General features: G+C 70.3%; 19 protein-coding genes. 9 read left to right on the forward strand and 10 right to left on the reverse strand.

Features of this window, described 5'->3' with window-relative positions:
- Positions 1–13: 13 nt before the first annotated feature.
- Positions 14–466 (reverse strand): DUF4870 domain-containing protein, encoded by a 453-nt coding sequence (locus M8445_RS08525; RefSeq protein WP_273987349.1) that lies wholly within the window; start codon positions 464–466, stop codon positions 14–16.
- Between the two features lie 41 nt (positions 467–507).
- On the opposite strand from M8445_RS08525, the gene rnhA reads away from it, so the two are divergent.
- On the forward strand, positions 508–1,062 hold the full coding sequence (gene rnhA, locus M8445_RS08530) for a ribonuclease HI (RefSeq protein ID WP_273987350.1): 555 nt from the start codon (positions 508–510) through the stop codon (positions 1,060–1,062).
- Between the two features lie 123 nt (positions 1,063–1,185).
- Positions 1,186–2,568, forward strand: a complete 1,383-nt coding sequence (locus M8445_RS08535; RefSeq protein WP_273987351.1) for an MFS transporter — start codon at positions 1,186–1,188, stop codon at positions 2,566–2,568.
- Between the two features lie 57 nt (positions 2,569–2,625).
- Here M8445_RS08535 and glmU read toward each other — a convergent pair whose 3' ends face one another.
- From glmU to M8445_RS08560, 5 genes are all read right to left on the reverse strand, one after another.
- Positions 2,626–4,074, reverse strand: a complete 1,449-nt coding sequence (gene glmU / locus M8445_RS08540; protein ID WP_273987352.1) for a bifunctional UDP-N-acetylglucosamine diphosphorylase/glucosamine-1-phosphate N-acetyltransferase GlmU — start codon at positions 4,072–4,074, stop codon at positions 2,626–2,628.
- Positions 4,075–4,189: 115 nt separating this feature from the next.
- Positions 4,190–5,116 carry a prolipoprotein diacylglyceryl transferase gene (locus M8445_RS08545; RefSeq protein WP_273987353.1) on the reverse strand — a complete coding sequence of 309 codons (927 nt, stop codon included), beginning with the start codon at positions 5,114–5,116 and terminating at the stop codon, positions 4,190–4,192.
- Between the two features lie 133 nt (positions 5,117–5,249).
- Complete coding sequence (gene tatC, locus M8445_RS08550; protein WP_273987354.1) at positions 5,250–6,038, reverse strand: twin-arginine translocase subunit TatC; 789 nt, start codon at positions 6,036–6,038, stop codon at positions 5,250–5,252.
- A gap of 10 nt (positions 6,039–6,048) precedes the next feature.
- Positions 6,049–6,279 carry a twin-arginine translocase TatA/TatE family subunit gene (locus tag M8445_RS08555; RefSeq protein ID WP_273987356.1) on the reverse strand — a complete coding sequence of 77 codons (231 nt, stop codon included), beginning with the start codon at positions 6,277–6,279 and terminating at the stop codon, positions 6,049–6,051.
- Between the two features lie 346 nt (positions 6,280–6,625).
- Positions 6,626–7,354 carry an SDR family oxidoreductase gene (locus tag M8445_RS08560; protein WP_273987358.1) on the reverse strand — a complete coding sequence of 243 codons (729 nt, stop codon included), beginning with the start codon at positions 7,352–7,354 and terminating at the stop codon, positions 6,626–6,628.
- Positions 7,355–7,412: 58 nt separating this feature from the next.
- On the opposite strand from M8445_RS08560, the gene mqnB reads away from it, so the two are divergent.
- Entirely contained in the window at positions 7,413–8,144 is a 732-nt protein-coding gene (gene mqnB, locus M8445_RS08565; protein WP_273987359.1) for a futalosine hydrolase, read from the forward strand.
- Between the two features lie 54 nt (positions 8,145–8,198).
- On the opposite strand, the gene M8445_RS08570 is transcribed toward mqnB, so the two are convergent.
- Together M8445_RS08570 and M8445_RS08575 are read right to left on the reverse strand one after the other, a co-directional pair.
- On the reverse strand, positions 8,199–8,624 hold the full coding sequence (locus M8445_RS08570; protein ID WP_273987361.1) for a uracil-DNA glycosylase: 426 nt from the start codon (positions 8,622–8,624) through the stop codon (positions 8,199–8,201).
- A 69-nt stretch (positions 8,625–8,693) separates the two neighbouring features.
- Positions 8,694–8,831, reverse strand: a complete 138-nt coding sequence (locus M8445_RS08575; RefSeq protein WP_273987362.1) for a hypothetical protein — start codon at positions 8,829–8,831, stop codon at positions 8,694–8,696.
- A 207-nt stretch (positions 8,832–9,038) separates the two neighbouring features.
- Between M8445_RS08575 and tdh the strand changes: the two genes are divergently transcribed.
- The 3 genes from tdh to dnaJ all read left to right on the forward strand — a co-directional run bounded on the left by tdh (position 9,039) and on the right by dnaJ (position 12,712).
- Complete coding sequence (gene tdh / locus M8445_RS08580) at positions 9,039–10,064, forward strand: L-threonine 3-dehydrogenase (RefSeq protein ID WP_273990871.1); 1,026 nt, start codon at positions 9,039–9,041, stop codon at positions 10,062–10,064.
- Positions 10,065–10,348: 284 nt separating this feature from the next.
- Positions 10,349–11,380: a tryptophan--tRNA ligase gene (gene trpS, locus M8445_RS08585; RefSeq protein ID WP_273990872.1), complete on the forward strand. Its 1,032-nt coding sequence runs from the start codon at positions 10,349–10,351 to the stop codon at positions 11,378–11,380.
- A 207-nt stretch (positions 11,381–11,587) separates the two neighbouring features.
- Positions 11,588–12,712 carry a molecular chaperone DnaJ gene (gene dnaJ, locus M8445_RS08590; RefSeq protein ID WP_273987363.1) on the forward strand — a complete coding sequence of 375 codons (1,125 nt, stop codon included), beginning with the start codon at positions 11,588–11,590 and terminating at the stop codon, positions 12,710–12,712.
- Positions 12,713–12,757: 45 nt separating this feature from the next.
- On the opposite strand, the gene M8445_RS08595 is transcribed toward dnaJ, so the two are convergent.
- Positions 12,758–14,218: a phytoene desaturase family protein gene (locus M8445_RS08595; RefSeq protein ID WP_273987364.1), complete on the reverse strand. Its 1,461-nt coding sequence runs from the start codon at positions 14,216–14,218 to the stop codon at positions 12,758–12,760.
- A gap of 231 nt (positions 14,219–14,449) precedes the next feature.
- Here M8445_RS08595 and M8445_RS08600 point away from each other — a divergent pair, with 231 nt between their 5' ends.
- A complete protein-coding gene (locus tag M8445_RS08600; protein ID WP_273987365.1) occupies positions 14,450–15,445 on the forward strand; it encodes a ribose-phosphate diphosphokinase in 996 nt (331 codons plus the stop codon).
- An 89-nt stretch (positions 15,446–15,534) separates the two neighbouring features.
- Here M8445_RS08600 and M8445_RS08605 read toward each other — a convergent pair whose 3' ends face one another.
- Positions 15,535–17,001 carry a hypothetical protein gene (locus tag M8445_RS08605; protein ID WP_273987366.1) on the reverse strand — a complete coding sequence of 489 codons (1,467 nt, stop codon included), beginning with the start codon at positions 16,999–17,001 and terminating at the stop codon, positions 15,535–15,537.
- Between the two features lie 152 nt (positions 17,002–17,153).
- Between M8445_RS08605 and M8445_RS08610 the strand changes: the two genes are divergently transcribed.
- Both M8445_RS08610 and M8445_RS08615 read left to right on the forward strand, forming a co-directional pair.
- The gene (locus tag M8445_RS08610) at positions 17,154–18,062 is read left to right on the forward strand and encodes a fructosamine kinase family protein (protein ID WP_273987367.1); all 909 of its coding nucleotides are present in this window, start codon (positions 17,154–17,156) and stop codon (positions 18,060–18,062) included.
- 105 nt (positions 18,063–18,167) lie between these two features.
- Positions 18,168–19,037 carry a VOC family protein gene (locus M8445_RS08615; RefSeq protein ID WP_273987368.1) on the forward strand — a complete coding sequence of 290 codons (870 nt, stop codon included), beginning with the start codon at positions 18,168–18,170 and terminating at the stop codon, positions 19,035–19,037.
- Positions 19,038–19,064: the final 27 nt, after the last annotated feature.

Below are 19,064 nucleotides of genomic sequence, written 5' to 3' on the forward strand. Positions count from 1 at the left end.
GCCGCACTGGCCTTCAGCGCAGGAAGCGGATGCTCAGCGGGTACCGGTACGGCTGCCCCGCACTGACCCGCACGACCGCCACGATCATGAACACGAACGGCACCAACCCCAGCACCGCCATGACCGGCAGGAAGAACAGGAAGAACGCCCCGAACGTCCCCAGGAACGCCAGCGCCCCCAGGTCCGGCGTGCCTGCCGCCGCCCCACCGATCAGCCCCGCGCTGAACAGCACGAACGCCAGCACCCCCACCACCAGCCCGTACAGCCAGAAACTCAGCTGAAAATTCAGGGCTTCCTTCCCCTGCTCATCCAGCGCGCCGCTGCGGTCCCGGAACGCCAGCCACGCCACCAGCGGCCCCAGCACGTTCCCCAGCGTCGGCAGAACAAAACCCGCCAGCGGCGACAGGTGCGTGATGATCGCCGGAGTACGGTCGGATTCCGGAATGACAGGTAGCGGACGGCTCATGCTTGACAGTACGCCCCGCGCCTCCCTACAGTTCCCGCACGATGACCCGCCCCCGCCCTGCCCCCCGCAAGTCCCCCGCCCAGAAAGCGCAGGACGCCGCGCGCGACCGCCAGCCCCTCCCGGCCGGCATTCAACCCGCGCAACCCGTGATTGGCGACCACGTCGAACTGTACAGCGACGGCGCCTGCGACACGCAGGCCGGACACGGCGGCTGGGCCACCATCCTCAACTGCAAAGGCAAGGAACTCGTCCTCAGCGGCCACGAGGAAGGCACCACCAACAACCGCATGGAACTGCGCGGCCTGCTTGAGGGCCTGAACGTCCTCAAACGCCCCTGCCACGTCACCGTCATCACCGACAGCCAGTACCTCCGCAAGGCCTTCACCGACGGCTGGATCCTGAACTGGCAACGCAACGGCTGGAAAACCGCCGCCAAAGACCCCGTGAAAAACCAGGACCTCTGGGAAGAACTGATCGCGCACGCCCGCACCCACGCCCTGACCTTCGTCTGGGTCAAAGGCCACGCCGGCCACGGCGAGAACGAACGCGTCGACGAACTCGCCGTGCAGGAACGCAAGAAACTGCGGCAGAAGTAGCTCAGCGCGTGAGCGTGCAGCGGGAGCGGCGCAGCATGTCCAGCATGGTAGAGGAGCGGGACGCGGGGGTGCATCGGCCAGTGTGCGGATTCGCGGCGGTGGGCGCTGGCCTAGGCTGGGCGTATGACCCTGCCGCCTGCTGACCCGCTGCCCGACCCGCCCGTCCTGTCGGATGCGGCGCGCTGGCGGACGTTCCTGTGGCTGTGGGGTTCGCAGGCGCTGAGTGTGCTGGGGGGCGGCCTGAGTGCGTTTGCCATGAACATCTACCTGACGCAGTCGCGTTTTCCGCTGGAGGGGCAGAAGCCGGAACTGGCGGCGGCGCTGGCCCTGACCGGGCTGGGGTGGGGCGCGGCGGCGATTCTGGGAGCTCCGCTGGCGGGGGCGCTGGCGGACCGCTGGAACCGGCGGCGCATGATGATCACCTGCGACCTGCTGGGGGCGCTGCTGCTGGCTCTGGGCGTGCTGATGGTCACGCTGGGCACGCCGCCCGTGTGGCTGCTGACGCTGTTCACGGCCGCGCTGGGTCTGGTGGGTACGTTTCACGGGTCGGCGTTCGACACGAGTTACTCGTCGCTGGTCACGCGCGACCGTCTGCCGCGCGCGAACGGCCTGATGCAGACCCTCTGGAGCCTATCGGGGCTACTGAGTCCGGCGCTGGCGGCGCTGCTGATCGGACTGCCGGCCCTGGCGCGGCAGGGGGAGGCGCCGGGCGTGCTGGGGGGAGCGCTGGCGGGCCTGCCGGACGGCGTGCCGCTGGCGCTGGGGATCGACGCGGCGTCGTTCCTGCTGGCGGCGGCCGTGGTGTCGCGCCTGCACTGGCCGCAACCGCCGCGCCGGGACGGGGGGCGCGGCCGGCCCTCGCTGGCACAGGACATGCGCTTCGGGTGGACGTTCATCGGGCGGCGGCCCGCGCTGCTGCACCTGCTGCTGACCTTCGCGGGCGTGAACCTGCTGACCAGCGGCGTGGGCGTCCTGCACCCCTTGCTGGTGCGGTTCACGCTGGGCACCCCGGCTGACGGGGCCGGCGCGGCCCTGGCGACCGTCTGGACTGCCCTGAGTGCCGGGGGTCTGCTGGGCGGGCTGCTCGTCAGCGTGACGGGCGGCCTGAAGCGGCGGCGGGTGCTGGGCGTGCTGGTGCCCATGATCGCCGCCGGAACCGCGCACGCCCTGAGCGGCGTGGCGGGTAGTCTGCCCCTGACGGCCGCGTGCGTGCTGGCCTTCGGGGTGATGACGCCGATCATGAACGCGCACTCGCAGAGCATCTGGCAGGCGCAGGTCGCGCCGGAACTGCAGGGCCGGGTATTCAGCGTGCGCCGCCTGATCGCGCAGTTCACCGCGCCGCTCAGTACCGCGCTGGCCGGGCTGCTCGCCGCGCGGGTGGGGGCCGGGTCGATCCTGCTGTGGTCCGGAGTGTTGATGGCCGTCCTGGCGACCGCGCAACTCCTGAATCCCCACCTGCGCCGCGTGGAGGATCCGCTGCCCGAAGCGCCGCCGCTCACGGCGTGAATCCGGCAGTAGTGGGGGGACGCCACCGGTCGGCGTCCCCCCTTCATGTGTCGTGCTTCAGCCCTGCCGGTCGAGCCAGCCGGCCAGCCACGGCAGTTTCGTCTGCACCTTCTCGCGTAGGCCGCTCCAGTACCGGTGGGACCAGCCTTCGAGGTTGCGCTGCTTGCCGCGCGCGACGGCCAGGGCTCCCTCGGGCACGTCGTCGTGGACGGTGCTGCCGCCCGCGATGAAGGCGGCGTCGCCGATCACGCGGGGCGCGACGATGGTGCTGTTACTGCCGATGAACACGCCGGCCCCGATGCGGCTGGGGTGTTTGTTCACGCCGTCGAAGTTCGCGATGATGGTCCCGGCCCCGACGTTCGTCTCGTCGCCGATGCTCACGTCGCCCAGGTACGCGAGGTGCCCGGCCTTCACGCCCTGCGCGAGACGGGCGTTCTTGGTTTCCACGAAGTTCCCGATGTGCACCGCCTCGCCCAGCACGGTGCCGGGGCGCAGGCGCGCGAACGGCCCCACGTCACTGCGGGCGCCCACCTGCGCGCCTTCCAGCACGCTGTGTGGCTTCACGATCACACCCTCGCCCAGCACGCTGTCCGTGATGACCGAGTACGCGCCGATCTCGGCACCGTCGGCGACGCGCGTGGCGCCGCGCAGGATCACGCCGGGCTCCAGGGTCACGTCGCGGCCCAGCACGACCGTGTCCTCGATGTACACCGTTTCCGGCATGTGGATGGTCACCCCGGCCCGCATGTGCGCCAGCGTGATGCGCGCCCGGATGATGTTCTCCGCCTCGGCCAGCCCCGTGCGGTCGTTGGCGCCCATGACCTCGTCCGGGTCGTTCAGGCGGAACGCGTGCGCCTCGGCCCCCTCGGCGCGGTACAGGCCCAGCAGGTCCGTCAGGTAGTACTCGCCGCTGGCGTTCTCGTTCGTGATGCGGTGGGCCAGGTCGTTCGCGCGGGCGTCCATCAGGTACACGCCGCTGTTGAATTCTCCCACGGCGCGTTCCTCGGGCGTGGCGTCCTTCTGCTCCACGATGCGTTCCACGTTCCCCTGCGCGTCCCGGATGATCCGGCCGTACCCGGTCGCGTCCGGCAGCACGCCGGTCAGGACCGTGAACGCCCCGCCCCGCGCGCGGTGGTCGGCCAGCAGGTCCCGCAGCGTCTCGGTGCGCAGCAGCGGCGTGTCGCCGTACAGAACCAGCACGTCCGCCTCCCGGTGGTCCTCCAGGGCGTCCATGCCGGCAAGGAAGGCGTTCCCGGTGCCCAGCTGCTGCTCCTGCCGCGCGAACACCACGCCGGTCCCCGCCAGGGCCGCCTCGACCGCCCCGGCCCCGTGCCCGGTCACGACAACCACGCTGCGCGCGCCCAGCTCCTGCGCGGCTTTCACGGCCCACGCGACCATCGGGCGGCCCGCCACCGGGTGCAGCACCTTGGGCAGCGAGGATTTCATGCGCGTGCCCTGACCGGCGGCCAGGATCACCACGTCCAGCGGACGGTTCGTATCAGTCATACCGCCCAGAAGTGTACCAGCGCACCCACACTGCTCGCTGTCAGGGCGCCGGGCCGCCCGGAACGGCAGCGGGGCCGCCACGCGTTGAACGTGGCGGCCCCGGCAGGTGCGTGAATCAGGAAGGCTTGAGGGTCGTGTCGGTGGGGGCGGCGGCGGGCACACCCTGGCGGCGCAGGCGCACCAGGAAGTAGATGCTCGCCAGGATCAGCGGAATGCTGATCACGTGAGTGTCCGTGAACAGGCCGATCCCGGGGGCGTCCAGACCCTGGTTCAGGTACGCCTTGGGCGACAGGGGGTTCAGGCGGAAGGTTTCCTCCCAGCCGGCGCGCAGGATGGAGTACCACAGCCAGAACTGCCAGAACGCCCAGCCGGGAATGCGGCTGCGCAGCCAGAAGTAAGACGCGACCGACAGGATCACGCCGATGATCACGCCGTACATCTGCGCGAAGTGAACGGGGGCGGTCATGACGATCTGCCCGCCGATCTGCTGGCAGTACTGCGAGAGGTCCAGGTCCGGGTTGGGGTTCTTGATGCACATGCCCTCGTGAAATGCGCGGGCGCTGTCGGGCCAGCGGTACCCGACGGCCCAGCCGGTCACGCGGCCCACGGTGTCCGTGCCGTTCATGATGTTCCCGATGCGCCCGCCGATGATCCCGAACGCCACGCCGGGCACGCACAGGTCCGCGTAGCGGTAGAAGTCCATGCCCTTGCGCCGCGCGTAGTACAGCATGACCAGAATCCCGCCGATCAGGCCGCCGTGAATGCTGATGCCGCCCTGCCGGAGGTTGATGATGTCCAGCAGCACGCGCGGGAACGGCGTGTTCTCAAACTGGTTCCAGGAGGTCACCACGAACACCAGCCGCGCGCCCACCAGTCCCCAGATGATCATCCAGAGAATCATGTCGTTGAACAGGTCCACGTTCAGGCCGCGCTCGCGCGCCATTTTCGTGCCGACCCACACGCCCGCCACGATACCGAGCGTGATCAGCACGCCATACCAGGCAATCGTAAAACTGCCTATCTGAAGAAATACAGGATCCATACGTGCCTCGCAGTCTAGGGCTTTCTGCCCGCCGGGGTCCGGGCCACTGAGCCCGGGACCCGGCAGTCAGGGAAAGGCGCGTCCGGCTGCTGCGAGCCTGGACGCGCCAAGTGAAGGGGGAGAGCGACGAGGGTTACAGGCCCAACGCGGGCGTCTCGTCGGGCGCCGTCTCGGGGGGCGGCAGGCGGAACACGCGGGACAGGATCACGCCCAGTTCGTACAGCACGTACAGCGGCACGGCCACGATCAGCATGCTGGTGGGGTCCGGGGTGGGCGTGATGATCGCGGCGAACACCATGATCACGACCAGCGCGATACGCCAGCCCTTGCGCAGCAGCACGTGGTTCACGATCCCGATCCGGGTCAGGATCACGGCCAGGATCGGCAGCTCGAACGACAGGCCGAACGCCACCAGGAAGGTCGTGACCGTCCCGATGTAACTGCCCAGACTCAGGATCGGCGTGACCGCCCCGTTCAGGAAGTCCAGCAGGAACCGCACCATGGTCGGCAACACCAGCGTGTACCCGAAGATCGCGCCCACGATGAACGAGAAGCCCGCCCCGATGATGAACGGCAGTGCCCAGCGGCGCTCGTGGTCGTACAGGCCCGGCGCGATGAACGCCCACACCTGCGTCAGCATGAACGGCAGCGCGATCGCCAGTCCCGCCCAGAACGACAGGTTCAGGCTCAGGATGAACTGATCGGTCAGGTTCAGCGTGACCAGCTGCACCTTGTCCTGCTGGTACAGCACCGAGGCGTTCAGGGGCACCTTGACCAGTTCCAGCAGTTGCAGGCGGTACTGGAAGGCGGCAATCATGCCGATCACCAGGAAGACCGCGCTGATCACGATACGTTTACGCAGTTCCTCCAGGTGGTCGAACAGCGGCGCGCTTTTCAGGTTGGCGTTGGGATCGGCGGTCATGGTCCGGTCCTCAGTTACGCCGTTCGGTGACGGGCGCAGCGTGCTCGGTGACGATGGGCGCGCCTGTCACGGGGTCCAGCTGACGCGAGGCGACGTCCGTGACGGGCACGACCGGCTCGTGCGTTTCCTTCTTGAATTCCTTGATGCCCTGCCCGAGGCCCTTCCCGAGTTCCGGGAGTTTGCGGGCGCCGAACACCAGGGCGATAACGACAACGATCAGGATGATTTCCAGGGGTCCCATGAGTGGCTCCTTACGGGCCGGGCAGGTGCGCGGCCACGGGTGAATGAGGTCGGGGGTGGCGGAGGGGGCGGGCAGAGGGGGCCGGAGCGTCCGGTCACGCGGTCCGGGCGGGCAGGCTCTTCTAACATGAAGGTATGCGATGAGGCCGGAATCGGATCAGGCGCAGCTCACCTATCAAACCTTAATGGGGGTCTGTCAAACAGGAGTGAGAGGCGTGCCGGTCGGCGCGGTACCCCTGTCTCCTGCCGCCCTACAGCGGTTTTCGGTTCTCCTTCGCAGCTCTGCGAGGCCGCCCGGTTCAGGTCGATTTCGGGAATCATACCCGGGGCTGACCTGAACACCGCTCTCAGATGCTCCAGCCACCGTCGACCAGCAGTTCCTGCCCGGTGGTGTACGCCGCCTCGCGGGAGGCCAGGAACGCCACGGCCGCCGCGACCTCGTTCGGCTCTCCGAAGCGCCGGGCCGGAATGCGCGCCGCGAGCTTCTGCGCCTCCTGCGGGTCGGCGTGCAGCTGCCGCAGCCGCTCGGTGGCGGTGTAGCCGGGCGCGACTGTGTTGCAGGTCACGCCGTCCGGGGCGACCTCCAGCGCCAGCGTCCGCAGGTAATTGGTCACCCCGGCCCGCAGCGCGTTGCTGACCGGCAGGGTGGGGGCGGGGCGGCCCACCGTCAGGCTCGTGATGGCGATCACCCGCCCCCACCCGCGCGCGCGCATGCCCGGCACGGTCGCGTTCGCCAGCCGCACGGTGCTCATGAAGGTCGTCTGGAAGCCCTGCGCCCAGGCGTCCTCGCTGACCCCGCTGGGCAGTCCGGCCGCCGGGCCGCCCGCGTTACTGACCAGGATGTCCACGTCGCCCGCCGCCGCCACGGCCGCCTCCACACCCTCAGGTGTGCTGACATCCGCCACCACCCAGCGCGCCCCGATCGCGTCGGCGGCGCATTTCAGGGCGTCCTCGCCGCGCGCCGCGACCGTCACGTGCGCCCCCATGCGGATCAGGTCGTGCGCCGCCGCCAGCCCGATGCCCTTACTGCCGCCCGTCACCAGCGCGCGCCTGCCGTCCAGTCGAAACAGCGTCATACCCACCAGGGTACACCCACCCCCCATGACCCCGCCGGGCAGGCGTTACCCTGCCGCCATGACCCACCCCGACTCCGCCCTTCCCGACCCTGCCCGGCTGGCCGCCCTGATCGTGGTCGCCACGCCCGGCGAGGCCGCGCACCTGACCGACCTGAGCGCGCCCTTCCGGGAGCGGCTGCGTGTGCAGGTTCTGGTCAGTGGCGTGGGGCCGGTCGCGGCGGCCCTCGCCACGCAGCGCGCCCTGCTGGCCGCCCCGTACGCCCTGGCGATCAGCGCCGGGATCGGCGGCGCGTATCCCGCCTCGGGCCTGCAGGCGGGCGATCTGGCCGTGTCCAGCCGCATCATCCAGGCGGACCTGGGCGCGTGGGACGACGGGCAGTTCCTGGATTTCACGGCGCTGGGCCTGTCCGTGCTGCCCGGACCACTGGAGTCACCCGAACCGCACGCTGATCCGGACGTGCAGGCCGGGCACTTTCCCGCCTGGGAGAAGGCCGCGCAGGTCGCGGCGCGCAGCGGGGCGCGGCTGGGGCCACTGCTGACGCTGGGCAGCGTCACGGGCGACCACGGGGCGGCGCGGCACCTCCAGGCCCGGCACCCCGGCGCACTCACCGAGGGCATGGAGGGGGCCGGGGTGGCGCACGCCGCGCTGCTGGCGGGCGTGCCCAGCCTGGAAGTACGCGGCGTGAGCAACCCCGTCGGCCCGCGCGACCGCGCCGCGTGGCGCATCCCGCAGGCACTGGCCGCGACCCGCCGGGGCGTGGAGGCCGCGCTGCTGACCCTGCTCGACTGAACCGCGCCGCCCCACTGGACTGGGGGCGGCGCGGTATCGGTCCAGCCGGTCAGGTCAGTTGGGGTTCAGGAGCGTCTGCACCGGCGTGACCTGCGCGGGGAAACTGACCGTGACGTTCACGGTCGTTCCAGCGGGCGTGGCGGGGTCCACGTTGATCCAGTGGCTCGCCAGGACCGGCGGGTTCGGCTGCGGGTCGATGGCGCGCACCAGCACGCGCCCCTGCGCCGGCACGAACGCGCACCAGCTTTCCGGCGCGGCTGTGAACGCCCGGACGGGCAGCACGCTCTGCAGGGTCAGGTCGTCGGGCGTCGCCCAGTACTCGATCAGCAGGCTCGCCTGCGTGCGGTTCAGGTCGGGGCGGGCCACGTCCAGTTGAATCTCGACGCTGTCGGCCTTGCCGGACACGAGGTTCATCCAGCCCGGGACCACCAGGCGGCCGCTGCTGGCGCTCTTGAACTGTTGCGGGGCGGGATCAGTCATGCGCTACAGACTACCGCCTGAACGGTCACACGGTTCCGACAGGGCCGCCCGGCGCAGGTACGCTGTGAACTACTCGCTCTGAATGGTGCGGGTCAGAGCGCGCACGGCCAGGAAGCCCACCACGAAGAACAGCAGGGGCAGCAGGTTCACGCTGAGCTCGGAGTCTTTCTCGGGTTCCAGCGGGTTCTGACGGCGGTACTTGATCATGCGCCCCAGCCTACGGCACCCGCCTCCCGGAAACGCACGCCGGTCTTAAGGGTCGCTTGCGAGTCCCGACCACCCGGCCTCCTGTCCAGCCCATACGACCCCCGGGGGCCCGCCTGTAAGCCCGGCCGTTGCACCCGCCCCGCGCCGGGGGGTAGAACTGCGCCCGTGACCTCCACCCCTTCCCAGGCCCCCGGCGAGCCCGCCACCATGCGCGCCCTGAGCAAACAACACGCCCAGGAGGGCATCTGGATGACCGAGGCGCCGGTCCCCACGCCCGGCCCGAACGACCTGCTCATCCGGGTGCGCAAGGGCAGCATCTGCGGCACCGACGTGCACATCTACAAGTGGGACACCTGGGCGCAGAACACCATCCCCGTGCCCATGATCGTCGGGCACGAGTACGTCGGCACGGTCGCCGCGATCGGCAGCGAGGTTCGCGGCTTCCAGATCGGGGACCGCGTCAGCGGCGAGGGGCACGTCACCTGCGGGCACTGCCGCAACTGCCGCGCCGGGCGCCGCCACCTGTGCCGCAACACCCTGGGCGTCGGCGTGAACCGCCCCGGTTCTTTCGCCGAGTACCTCGTGCTGCCCGCCTTCAACGCCTTCAAACTCCCGGACGACATTCCCGACGACATCGCCGCGATCTTCGACCCGTTCGGGAACGCCGTGCACACCGCCCTGAGCTTCGACCTGGTCGGCGAGGACGTCCTGATCACGGGCGCCGGCCCCATCGGTGTGATGGCCGCCGCCGTCGCCCGGCACGTCGGCGCGCGCAACGTGGTGATCACCGACATCAACGACTACCGCCTGGACCTCGCGCGCCGCATGGGCGTCACCCGCGCCGTGAACGTCGCCCACGAGGACCTGCGCGTCGTCATGCAGGAACTCGGCATGACCGAAGGCTTCGACGTGGGCCTCGAGATGAGTGGCTCCGGCCCCGCCTTCGCGCAGATGGTGGACGTCATGAACAACGGCGGCAAGGTCGCCCTGCTCGGCATTCCCAGCGGCCGCGTGGACATCGACTGGAACGCCGTCATCTTCAAGATGCTGACCATCAAGGGCATCTACGGCCGCGAGATGTTCGAAACCTGGTACAAGATGGCCGCCCTCATCCAGTCCGGCCTGGACCTGAGCCCCATCATCACGCACCACTACCCCATTCATGACTACCAGAAGGGCTTTGACGCCATGCTCGGCGGCCAGAGCGGCAAGGTCATCCTGAACTGGGAGTAAGAGGGTGTAGGACGTGGGTTGTAGGTTGTAGGGTGTGGACGCTGTTTCGTCCCACAACTCACACCCCCTTCGCCATCTGGCGGATGCCCCCAATCCCTCTGGTGCGGCATGCTGCGGCCCATGAGCGTTCTCGTGCAGGTGTGGTGGCCCGGTGATCCGGGTGCCCTCGCCTGCTGACGTTCATCGTCGCGCCGCGCCCGGATCTCGTGTCCGGGCGCGGCTTTTTTATGTCTCTGGTGGAGGAGTGGATCATGTCGAATACAGGAAATGGAATGGGGCAGAGGATGGAGGGGCGGCCGCGTGTGCTGACCGGGGACCGCCCGACGGGACGGCTGCACCTGGGGCATCTGGTGGGGTCGCTGCGCTCGCGGGTGGCGCTTCAGGACTCGCATGAGGTGTTCGTGCTGGTCGCGGACGTGCAGGGCCTGACCGATCACTTCGAGCGGCCGGACGTGCTGCGCCGCAACATTCCGGAGGTGATGCTGGACTACCTGGGCGCGGGCCTGGACCCGGCGCGGGTGACGTTCGTGCGGCAGTCGGGCGTGCCAGAACTGACCGAACTGACCGTGTACCTGCTGAACCTCGTGACCGTGTCGAAGCTGCGGCAGAACCCGACCGTGAAGACCGAGATCGCTCAGAAGGGTTTCGGCGATTCGGTTCCGGCAGGGTTCTTCATCTATCCGGCGGCGCAGGTGGCGGACATCGTGGCGTTCGGCGCGCAGGTCGTCCCGGTGGGCGAGGATCAGTTGCCCATGCTGGAACTGACGCGCGAGGTGGTGCGGCGCTTCAACGGGCTGTACGGGCCTACGGCAGATGGAACGGCGGTGCTGCGGGAGCCGCAGGCGCTGCTCTCGGCGTCGCCGCGTCTGCCGGGCCTGGACGGGCAGGCGAAGATGGGCAAGAGCCTCGGCAACGCCGCGTACCTGAGCGACCCGCCGGACGAACTGCGCCGCCGGGTAATGGGCATGTTCACGGACCCGGCCCACCTGCGCGCCAGTGACCCCGGGCAGGTCGAGGGGAACCCGGTCTTCGCGTACCTGGACGCCTTCGACCCGGATGCGGCCCGCGTGCAGGCCATGAAGGACCACTACCGCGCCGGGGGCCTGGGCGACGTGACCGTCAAACGGCACCTGCTGGACGTACTGGAGGCCGAACTGACACCCATCCGCGAACGCCGCGCCGCGTACGCGCAGGACCCGCAGGCCGTCATGGACCTCCTGCGGGGCGGCACCGGGCGGGGCCGCGAGGTCGCTGCGCACACGCTGGGGCAGGTGCGGGCGGCGCTGCAACTGGGGGAGCAGGCAGCTCGGCTGTAGCAAGGAGGGAGCGGGGAGTGAGTCGGCTGTTCCCACTGTCCACTTCCTGCTGTCCACTGCCCACCGCCTACGACCCCCCCGTGTGCTCCCGTGCCTACTTTTCCTGAGTGTGGTCGTGTTAACCTGCTTGCCGGAGGCCCGGCACTGGCCCTGGCGGCGTGAAGCTGGCTGTGGGAGTCTGGAAGGTGCCGCGGCGATAAACGACTCATGGACTACTACGAACTGCTGGGCGTGGCCCGTACGGCAAGTGCCGATGAAATCAAATCCGCTTACCGCAAACTGGCCCTGAAGTACCACCCGGACCGGAACAAGGAAGAGGGCGCGGCCGAGAAGTTCACGCAGATCAACGAGGCGTACGCGGTCCTCAGTGACGCCGAGAAACGCGCGCACTTCGACCGGTACGGCAGCGCGCCGGGCGCCGGAATGCCGGGCGGCGATCCGTTCGGCGGGATGGGCGGCGCGGGCTTCGACCCGATGGACATCTTCGAGCAGCTGTTCGGCGGCGCGGTGGGCGGCCGGGGTGGCCGCCGTGGCCCGGCGCGCGGCGACGACCTGGAAACCGAGGCGCACGTGACGCTGGCCCAGGCCCGCGCGGGCGAGGAGATTCAGGTCAGCGTGGACCGCCTGACGGCCTGCGATCACTGCCACGGCACGAAAACCGAGCCGGGCGGGAAACCCCCGAAAACCTGCTCGACCTGCGGCGGCGCGGGCGCGGTGCGGGCTCAGGCGCGCACGATCTTCGGCGTCGTGGAGACGCAGCAGGCGTGCCCCACCTGCCGGGGCGAGGGTCAGATCGTTCAGGACCCCTGCACGGTCTGCAAGGGCCGGGGCCGCACCCTGAAATCCGAGCAGGTCAGCGTGAAACTCCCCAGGGGCATCGACGAGGGCTACCGCATCCGCGTGAGCGGCATGGGCAACGAGGGTCCGGGCGGGAACGGCGACCTGTACGTGCACATCGAGATGGAAAAACACCCGGAGTTGCGCCGCGAGCAGGAGCACCTGATCTATGCGGCAAAAATCGGGTTCGCGAAGGCCGCGCTGGGCGGGCAGGTCACGGTCCCCACCCTGGACGGCCCGCAGGTGGTCGAGGTGAAGGCCGGCACGCAGCACGGCGAACTGCACCGCCTGCGCGCCCAGGGCATGCCGCGCCTCCAGGGGTCCGGCAGCGGCGACCTGATCGTCGAGTACGACGTCATCGTGCCGAAACCCGGTCAGTTGACGCCCGAGGCGCGCGAGGCCCTTCTCGCCTACGCCCGCGCGGTCGGTGACGAGGTGAACGAGAAGCACGAGAGCCTGCTCGGCAAGGTCGGGAAGATTTTCCGGGGCGAGTAGAGAAGTAGATGGTTGAAAGTTGATGGTTGATGGGGTTTGACTCCATCAACCATCAACTTTCAACCTGAATTCATCGTGCAGGGCGGCCAGCGCTGCGTGGTGGCCGGCCATGCCGTGAATGCCGCCGCCGGGCGGAGTGGCGCTGGAGCACAGGTACACGCCGCGCACGGGCGTGCGGTACGGGGTGGGGGTGGGGACGGGGCGGGCCAGCAGGCCGGGGAGGTCGCCGCGCCCGCCGTTCACGTCGCCGCCATGAAAGACCGGGCTGAAGGCCTGGAGTTGCGTGGCGGTCGTGCGGGTGCGGGCCAGGATCAGCCCCTCCCAGCCGGGCGCAAACCGGTCGATCTGCCTCTCGACCTGTGCCTGGGCGTCGTGGTCGCTGCCGTTCGGGACGTGCGCGTACGCCCAGAAGGTGTGCCGCCCGGCAGGAGCACGGCTGGGGTCGAACAGGGTGTGCTGCGCGGCCAGCACGTACGGGCGCGGGTGCAGGTGCGCCTGCGTGACGGCTTCCGACGCGGCGATGTCGGCCGCGTGCCCGCCGATGTGCACGGTGGCGGCGCGGGCCACGCGCGGATCCTGCCAGGGCATCGGGCCGGACAGCGCGTAATCGAACTTCTGAATGCCTGGGCCGTAGCGGTAGCCTTCCAGCGCGTCCCGGTACGCGGCCGGGGCGCGGTCGCCCAGGATGCCCAGCAGCACGGCGGGACTGCTGTCCACCAGGGTCACGCGGGCGGGCGGCAGGTCGCGGGCGTCCGTGACGGTCACGCCGGTCACGACGCTGCCGCCCAGGTACTCCAGGTAGGCGCGCATGGCGTCTGCCAGGGACTGCGCGCCGCCACGCGGGAACGGCCACCCGACCGCGTGGCCCAGCAGCGCCAGCACCAGCGTCATGGCGGACGTGCCGGGCGTGCTCAGTGGCAGGCAGCTGTGCGCGGCCAGTCCGGCCCACAGCGCGCGGGCCTCGGGTGTGCGGAACAGGGTCTGGCCCAGCAGCGCGGCGGGCGGCAGGCCCCGCACGCCGAAGCGCGCCAGGGTCACGGGGTGGCGCGGTACGCGCGGCAGCGGGCGCAGAATGTCGTCCAGCAGGCCCTCCCAATCGGCCAGCAGCGGGGCCATCAGGCGCACCCAGGTGGGACCGTCGCGGCCCAGGGCGTCGGCGGTGGCGTGCAGGTCACGTTCCAGCGTCACGCTTCGCCCGCCGGGCAGCGGGTGCGCGACCGGAGCGGTGGGCTGCACCCAGTCCAGCCCGAAGGCATGCAGCGGCCACTGCCGGAACGCGGGGCTCGCGGCGGCCAGCGGGTGAATGGCCGACCCGTAATCATGCACGAAGCCGGGCAGGGTCATGTGCGCGCTGCTCAGGCCGCCGCCCACCTGCGCGCGCGCCTCGATCACCTGCACGCGCAGGCCCGCGCGGGCCAGGGTGATGGCCGCCGACAGGCCGTTCGGTCCGGCTCCGACAATCACGGCGTCCAGCGCGGGGGGCGGTCCTGCGGGGGGAGCAGTCATGCGGGCAGCGTACCGCCCGGCGCAGGCCGTCCCTGTTGAACAGACGTTCATGAGCCGCGCGGGCAGTGTTCCCGGCGCGGGCACGCCTGCGCTCCATGACACCCGGCGCGGCGGACAGGTATGCTGCTTGGCGGTCGGTTCCGCGCCGGGAGGCTCTCCTTCCGGCGGTGTTCACGGGAACCGCGTTGCGTGCCGCCCCACCGCCCCCCTTTCCTTCCGGAGGATCACCCCTTGCCCGTTTCACACCGCGCCCCGTCCGAACTGCTGAACAGTCGTCGTTCCCCCCTGCTGGTGTTCGCCGGTCAGAGCAACCGCGCCCTGGCCCAGTCCATCTGCGATCACCTGGGGGTCCCGCTGGGGCGCAGCAAAACCGAGAAGTTCACGAACGACAACATCATCGTGCACTACGAGGAATCCCTGCGTGAAGGCGACGTGTTCATCGTGCAGACCTTCAGCACGCCCGTCAGCGACGCCATCATGGAACTGATGCTGATGATCGACGCCGCCAAGAGCGCCAGCGCCGGGCGCGTCACGGCCGTCATCCCGTACTACTCGTACGCCCGCAGCGACAAGAAAGACAGCCCCCGCATCAGCATCGCCGGCCGCCTCGTCGCGGACCTGCTGCAGGAGGCCGGTGCGGACCGCATCCTGACCATGACCCTGCACGCCCCGCAGGTGCACGGTTTCTTCAAGGTCCCGGTCGATCACCTGTCCGCCGACCTGGTCCTCAGCCACCACTTCAAGAGCTGCGTACCCGACGCGCACAACGGCGTGGTCCTCGCGCCCGACGCCGGGAGCATCAAACGCGCCAGCCAGATCGCGCGCCGCCTCGACAGCGGCCTTGCCATGATCGACAAGGAACGCATCTCGGACACCGAGGTCCGCCCCCGCGCCCTGATCGGCGACGTGGACGGCAAGACCGTGTTCATCGTCGACGACGAGATCAGCACCGCCGGGTCACTGGTCGAGACCGTGAACATCGCCCGCAGCATGGGCGCCAAGGACGTGTACGTGGCCGTCACGCACGGCGTGTACACCGGCCCCGCCATCCAGCGCATCGCCGGACTGGACGTCACGCAGGTCGCCAGCACCAACACCGTGCACGTCAGCGAGCAGAAGCAGGAAGCGGCGGGCGGCAAGCTGGCCGTGCTGGACGTAGCCCCGCTGTTCGCAGACGCCATCACCAACATTCACACCGGAGCGAGCGTCAGCACCCTGTTCACCTGAACAGGAGCCGTGGGGCGTGGGCAGCGGAGAACTTCTTTCCGCTGCCCACATTCTGTTGCCCGCGTTCTGTTCGGGCGGGTACCCTCCGGTCAGGTGGCGACTGGCGTGGCCCGCGCCCCGCGCAGGAGCAGCAGCAGGGTAGTGGCGGCAAGGCTGGTGACCAGCAGGCCGGCGTGTCCGCCCGTCAGGAATGCCAGTGGTAGGGCCGCGCACAGCAGCAGCGGCACCAGCAGGGTGCGGGGGCCGCCCAGGGCTGTCCAGGCGAGCAGCAGGGCGCTGGCGCTGCCCAGCAGTTCGGCGGCCTGTGGGGGCAGGTAAGCGCCCAGAACGCTGCCCAGCGTGAAGCCCAGGCTCAGCCCCAGCAGGGCCGCCGCGAACGGCAGGGGCGGCAGGGGCAGGCGGCGCGTGGCGGCCCAAAGCGGGAGCAGCAGGGCAGTCAGCAGTAGCGCGGCGCTTTTCATCAGGCCGACCTTGGTCAGTGTTTCGCGCACGCTGCCCTGCGTGAATGCCACGGCGATATCCTGGGCGGTCACGGCGTCCGTGAGTTGCCATTTCAGGGTCTGGCGGCCGCTCAGGGCGCTGCGGGTCTGCGCGGTGGGGAACAGGGTATACCGCTGGAACCGGGCGGGCCGGTCGGTGTTCAGGGTCAGTTCGAACGAGCGGATGGCTTCACGGCGGCTCAGGACGTAGCTCCAGCCGCGCGCGCCCTGGTTGCGGTAGGTGGCCTCGACCCGGACGGCGCCACGCGCCGGGACGGTGCCCTGCCAGACGCTGCCGTTCAGGAGGTCGCTGGCGTGGAACGTCTCTCCGTTCACGGTCAGCTGGAAGCCGTTGAGGGTGCCGCTGCCCTGCGGGAGCGGGAACTCGAAGCGCAGGGTGGCGGGGGTATCCAGGGGGTTGCTGAAGGTGTACGAGGCGCGGAAGGAGGCGTTGTAGTACGTGCCGCGCCCGCCGGCGGGGTCCACGAAGTTCAGGTCGGTGGTGATGGCGGCGCGGTCCATGTCGAGCGGGCGTTCGCCCAGCATGGTCACGTCGCGCGTGTACACGAGGCTGCCGCCGCGCGTGCGTGTGAACCCCTCGCGCAGGTTCTGCACGGTGCCGTTCTCGCCGCCCAGGTAGGGCAGGAGCTGCTCCCAGCCGTTGTTCACGCGGATGCGGGCGTAGACGTCTGGCGGCAGCACGAGGCTGCGGGAGTACGTGCGGGTCTCGACCAGGGTGGCGTGCGGGGCCTGCTGCGTGGTGGGGCCTCCGTCCGGGTCGGCGGCGTTGGCGTAGCGGGCGTTCTGTCCGGCCGCGAGGCGCAGTTCGGTGACGTGCCGGGCCACGGTCAGGGTCAGCAGGCCCGCGCCGAGGGCCAGGGCGGCGGCGGCCCAGCGGGTCAGGGTGGGTGCGTGGCGGGTCAGGGCGGTCAGGGCCGTCTGCGCGCGGGCGCGGTCCAGCAGGCCCAGCAGCAGCAGGCCCGCCAGGACGGCGAGAACGGTCAGCGCGGCGGGCGCGGCGAGGCCCAGCAGGTCGTGCAGGGCGGCTGTCAGGGTGCTCAGGGTGGTCTGGACCATGCTGAAGGGACCTCCGGGGGGTGGGGGCGGGCAGGAACGACAACCGGCGGGCAAAGCGGCAGTGATGGCAGGTACTCACATGAGTACACATCCCCAAGGAACGCTGAGCATCCGTCTTTAGTTGCAGCGGCCCGCAGGGGCGAAGATGAACCATGAACACTGTGCTGCCGGACGCCCTGCGTCCCCTGACCCCGCTGATCGAGGCGCACCTGGGCGCGGCGGTGCAGGGCGGGGCGCGCCTGCAGGGCGGGGATATCAGCGCCGCCTACCGCCTGCGGACCACGCGGGGCGAGTTCGTGCTGAAGGCCGCGCGGCCCACCGGAGGAACGCACCTGCCGCTGTACGCGCCGGAAGCCGAGGGGCTGGCGCTGCTGCGCGCGGTGGGACCGCTGGCCGTGCCGGACGTGATCGCGTTCGGGGAGGGACCGGGCGGCTGGCAGTACCTGCTGCTGTCCTACCTGCCGCCGGCCGACGACACGCCCGCCCTGCACGGGGCGCTGGGGCGGGGGCTGGCGGCCCTGCACGCGCGGCCCGCGCCGGGCTTCGGGGGTACGCCGGACAACCTGTTCGGGTCGCTGCCGCAGCAGAATCTGGCGGCGGGGTCGGCCGCCGAGTTCTTCTGGCACAGTCGCCTGCTGCCGCAGCTGGAGCGGGCCGGGGCGGCGCTGGGCGCGGCGGACCGGGCGCGGTTCGCGGAGTTGCGTGAGCGGTTGCCGCGCCTGATCCCGCCGGAGCCTCCGTCGCTGGTGCACGGTGACCTGTGGCACGGGAACCTGCTGTTCACGGTGCGCGGCCCGGCCCTGATCGATCCGGCCGCAGCGTTCAGTCACCGGGAGGTGGATCTGGCGGCCATGCGGTTGTTCGGCGGGGTGCCCGGACAGGTGTTCGCCGCGTACGCCGGGGCGCTGCCGCCCGCCGAGGGCTGGGAGGATCGCGCGGCGCTGTGGAACCTGTACCCGCTGCTGGCGCACGTGAACATGTTCGGGGCGGGGTATCTGGCCCGCACGCGTGAGGCGCTGGAGGCGGCCCTGCGTCTGCCGGAACGCTGGGCTGGGGATTGACGGGGGGCGGGCGCTGCCCTGCCGGGACGAGTCGGGCAGGACCGGGACCTTGTTGTGGTAAATAAACCGCTTGATTTTATAAACCAACAGGATCAGAATGCAGCCATGACCACTGCATCCACCCCGCCCGTCCTGCCCGGCAGCACCCACGTCGGCACGGTCCAGCTGAACGCCCGCGACCTGCCCGGCCTCACGCGCTTCTACGCTGACCTGCTGGGCCTGAACGTCACCTGGCCCAACCCCACCCAGGCGGTCCTGAGCGCCCACGGCACCCCGCTGCTGCACCTGCACGCCGCGCCCGACCTGCCCGCCCCCGCCCCCACCCGCCCCGGCCTGTACCACACGGCCTTCCTGTTGCCTACCCGCGCCGACCTGGGCCGCTGGCTGGCGCACGCCGCCCGCCTGGGCCACCGCATCGGCAGCGGCGACCACCTCGTCAGCGAGGCCTTCTACCTGAGCGACCCCGAAGGCAACGGCATCGAGGTCTACGCCGACCGCCCCCGCGACACCTGGACCTGGAAAGACGGACAGGTGCAGATGGCCACGAACGCCGTGGACGCGCAGGGCGTCCTCCAGGCGGCCGGAATCGACCCCGCCACACTGGACGGCGCCGCACCCTTCAGCGCCCCCGCCGGAACCACCATCGGGCACATTCACCTGAAAGTCGGCAGCGCCGCGCAGGCCGCCCGCTGGTACAGAGACACGTTGGGCCTGGACGTGGTCGCCGACATGGGCAGCGCCGCCTTCCTGTCCTGGGGCGGGTACCACCACCACATCGGCCTGAACGAATGGCACAGCGCCGGGCAGCCCACCCCAGCCGCGCCCGCCGCCGGCCTGCGCGACTTCACGCTGCTCGCCCTGGACCTGGAGCCCCTGCGTGCCCACCTGGACGGCCGCCCGGATGTGCAGAGCGGCCCGGACTCCCTGAGCGTCACTGACCCCTGGGGCAATCGCCTGAGCGTGCAGCAGGGCTGATACGGACTTCCGATTGAGTGGTTTGCC

The sequence above is a fragment of the Deinococcus aquaticus genome (assembly GCF_028622095.1).
Taxonomy (GTDB): Bacteria; Deinococcota; Deinococci; order Deinococcales; family Deinococcaceae; genus Deinococcus; species Deinococcus aquaticus.